This window comes from Streptomyces sp. SID13666 (assembly GCF_010548325.1).
Taxonomy (GTDB): Bacteria; Actinomycetota; Actinomycetes; order Streptomycetales; family Streptomycetaceae; genus Actinacidiphila; species Actinacidiphila fildesensis.
The window spans coordinates 1-3,193 of the sequence record NZ_JAAGLX010000101.1; the positions used below are offsets into that span (position 1 = coordinate 1).

The 3,193-nt window shown below is 72.8% G+C and carries 3 protein-coding genes and 1 pseudogene; 1 reads left to right on the forward strand and 3 read right to left on the reverse strand.

From position 1 onward, the window contains the following. Window positions 1–173: 173 nt before the first annotated feature. From G3I60_RS43420 to G3I60_RS43430, 3 genes are all read right to left on the reverse strand, one after another. The gene (locus tag G3I60_RS43420; RefSeq protein ID WP_164299676.1) at window positions 174–1,043 is read right to left on the reverse strand and encodes an alpha/beta fold hydrolase; all 870 of its coding nucleotides are present in this window, start codon (window positions 1,041–1,043) and stop codon (window positions 174–176) included. Between the two features lie 78 nt (window positions 1,044–1,121). Further along, the gene (locus tag G3I60_RS43425; RefSeq protein ID WP_138359575.1) at window positions 1,122–1,541 is read right to left on the reverse strand and encodes a hypothetical protein; all 420 of its coding nucleotides are present in this window, start codon (window positions 1,539–1,541) and stop codon (window positions 1,122–1,124) included. After that, window positions 1,538–2,851, reverse strand: a complete 1,314-nt coding sequence (locus tag G3I60_RS43430) for a molybdopterin-dependent oxidoreductase (protein WP_164299678.1) — start codon at window positions 2,849–2,851, stop codon at window positions 1,538–1,540. The genes G3I60_RS43425 and G3I60_RS43430 overlap by 4 nt, the downstream gene beginning before the upstream one ends. A gap of 143 nt (window positions 2,852–2,994) precedes the next feature. Between G3I60_RS43430 and G3I60_RS43435 the strand changes: the two are divergent. After that, window positions 2,995–3,193, forward strand: a pseudogene (locus tag G3I60_RS43435) (hypothetical protein); the annotation flags it as partial.

The window sequence follows — 3,193 nt, forward strand, 5'->3', positions numbered from 1 at the left end:
GGGCCGGTACGGCCGGGACTTCCCCTGGGCCCGGCTGGGCGCGGCCGCGCTGCGGTCGGCCGCGGACGGCGCGGGCTGGACGACGGTCGAGGAGTGGTCCGTGGCCGGCCGCCACTTCGTGGAGCTGTGGCGCTGCTGAGCCCCGTGGCCAGGGACCGCGCCCGCGTCGGGGCTCACGCCCACGTACGGTCCAGGAAGTCGGCGATCAGCGGTGCGATCTCCCCGACGCACTCCTCCAGCGCGAAGTGCCCGGTGTCGAAGGAGTGCACCTCGGCGTCCGGCACATCGCGCAGGAACGCGTGCGCTCCGGCCTCCACGAAGATGGCGTCGCGGTTCCCCCACAGCACCAGCGTCGGCGGCTGGTGCTTGCGCAGCCAGGCCTGCCACTGCGGGTACAGCTCGACGTTGCTGCGGTAGTCGTAGGCCAGCTGGAGCTGGATCACATCGCGCCCCGGCTGGTCGAGGAAGTGCTGGTCGAGGAGCCAGCTTTCGGGGGGCACCGTGGACGCGTCGGTCGTGCCGCCCTCGTACTGGCTGCGGGTGAAGGCGGGGGTCAGCATCTGGCGCAGCCGCTCCTCGGATCCCTCGTCCTCGGGACGCTCGGCCACGAAGGCGCGCGCTATCGGGCTGAGCCCCTCCTCGTACGCGTTGCCGTTCTGCACCACGAGCCCCGCGATCCACTCCGGGTGGCGGGCGGCGAGGCGGAAGCCGACCGGGGAGCCGAAGTCGAAGGCGTAGAGCGTGAAGCGGTGCAGGCCGAGGGCCTCGCAGAAGCCTTCCACGACATCGGCGAGCAGGTCGAAGGTGTAGGTGAGGGAGGCCGGTGCGTCGCTGTGCCCGAAGCCCGGGTAGTCGGGGGCGATCAGGTGGTACCGGCCGCCGAGCGCGTCGATGAGCCGCCGGTACTGGTGCGAGGCGGACGGGAAGCCGTGCAGCAGGAGCAGGGTCGGGGCGTCCGGGTCGCCGGCCTCGCGGTAGAAGACTCGTACGCCGTCCACCTCGACGAACCGGTGTGCCACCCGGGGAAGTTCCAGAGCCGTCATCGCGCGTGCCTCCCGTGTGTGTCGGCGGGACTGTCCCACCGACACCCACATGCTAATGCTTGAGATGCTCTCTATGCATTAGTTTTTGGGAAGAGATCGAAATCGGCGCAGCGCCGCCCATCCGGCTGCCAGCGCGGTGAGCACGGCCACCGCCCCCAGCACGATCAGCGTGTTGCGGGGATAGTCCAGCGGAAGCACCGACGGGTTGGACTTCGCGGTCGGCCGCAGCAGGAACGGCAACGCCACGGCGGTCAGGCACGCGGCGGTGATCAACCCGGCGCGCACCGGCCGCCGGATGTGCGGCGGCAGCCACCGGGACAGCACCGCGCCGACGGCCAGGACCACCGGCGTCAGCACCGCGTCGTGCAGCACGATGGCACCGGCCAGCCAGAACAGCACCTCGACCGGCGCCTTCACCGCACGGTTCGTGAACAGCTGTACGGCGCCCAGCCCCATCGCCGCCACACCCACCGCGCCGAGCGCGATACGCGCCTTCATGCCAGCACCTCCAGCCGGGAGACCCACTTCGTCTGCAGCACGCCCGGCCGGTTCGGCGCGATGATCCGGGCCGGGAAGCCGTGGTCGACGGAGAGCGGCGCGCCGTTCAGCGTCAGCGCCAGCAGCGTCAGCGGATCGCGTGCGTACGTGGCGCCCATCTCCATCACCGAGTAGGCGCCGCCCTGTTGCAGGGACACCACCCTGATCCGCGCCCCGCGCGGGGCGCCCGCCCGGTCCAGCAGATCGCGCACCCGCACGCCCTCCCAGTGCGCGCTCTTGCTCCAGCCCTCGACGCAGGCGATCGGCAGCAGCGAGGCGTGCTGCTCGAGGGCGCGCAGTTCGGGCAGCGTCAGCTCGTACGGGTTCGGCCCGGCGACCCGCAGCCGCCAGTCCGCCAGCCGCGCGGCGGAGATCCCGGCCGCGACCGCGGTCTTGTTGACGGGCAGTCCCTGCGGGCCGTGGTCCGGATGCCGTGGCGCGAGCAGGTCGAAGTCCTTCAGCGGGGTGAAGGACTGCCCGACGGTCGTCAGCGTGACCGCACCGACCGCCGCGCCGACCCCCAGTACGAACGCCCGCCGGTCCGGCCCGTCCACGGCAGGCAGTTCCACGGTGCCGCCCGAACGCCGCGACCAGTGCGCCGCGATGACGGGTGCCTTCACCGCCAGATGCAGCAGCAGCGCGCCGATCGCGACCCAGGCCAGCGCCCAGTGCACGGGCACGAAGTTCCACGGCCACGGGTACCACTGCAGCGTGTTCAGCAGCCCGGTGAGCAACTGCAGCAGCACCGTCCCGACCAGCACCGCGATCGACAGCCGCTCCAGCGCCTTGCCCACCGACCGGGCCGGCGGCCAGGCGAAGAGCCGCGGGTACACCGTCCACAACTTCGCGAACAGCAGCGGGATCGCGGCGATGCCGGTCGCCACGTGCAGCCCCTGGGTGAGCCGGTAGCCCCACGACGGACGGCTGGGCAGCCGGTCCGCCGCCCAGTCCGGCGGATGCTGCAGATAGTGACTGACGAGGCCGGTCACGAAGCACACCGCGATGGCCGCGCCCAGCGCGCGGCCGACGACCGTGGCCGTCCGCGCGTCGTGCAGCCGCCCGGTGAACGCCCCCTCGCGCAGCGGGCCGCGGCGCAGCCACGCCGGCGGATCGGGGAGCGCGAGCCGCGCGCGGGGAGGAACGGGCGGGCGGCTCGGCGGGGCACCCGGCCCCGGCGGGGTGCTCGGCGCGCTGCCCTGAGAGCTCTTCGGCGGGTCGCTCCGGGGGCTCGGAGGCTTCGGGGGACGCTCCCCGTCTGATGGATTCTGCATGCCTCCATCACACCCCCGACCAGGGCTCCGGCAGGGGAGGCGACTCCTTACGGAATGCGGACGCGCCGCCGAGACCTTACGGATTGCGGACGCGGGGCCCGGCAGGAACCCGCCGGGCGCTTCCACCTGCCACGGTGGACGGTGTGGGAGTCCGCACCGTATGCACCTCAGTCCTCGTCGCCGCGCTGACCGCCGTCGTCGCCGTCACCATCCGCTCAGGAGGTTCCGAGGCACACCCGCGCCACCTCCTGTACTGGTACGCGGCGGCCTGGGTGCTGTTCGCCGGCGCCGCATGGACGGTCCGCAAGGTACCCGTGCGCGCCGCCGTGGTCCTGGTGCTCG

Coding starts and splice junctions, on each gene's coding strand:
- G3I60_RS43420 (WP_164299676.1), bottom strand. CDS start 1,043: ATGACGGCTCTGGAACTTCCCCGGGTGGCACACCGGTTCGTCGAGGTG.
- G3I60_RS43425 (WP_138359575.1), bottom strand. CDS start 1,541: ATGAAGGCGCGTATCGCGCTCGGCGCGGTGGGTGTGGCGGCGATGGGG.
- G3I60_RS43430 (WP_164299678.1), bottom strand. CDS start 2,851: ATGCAGAATCCATCAGACGGGGAGCGTCCCCCGAAGCCTCCGAGCCCC.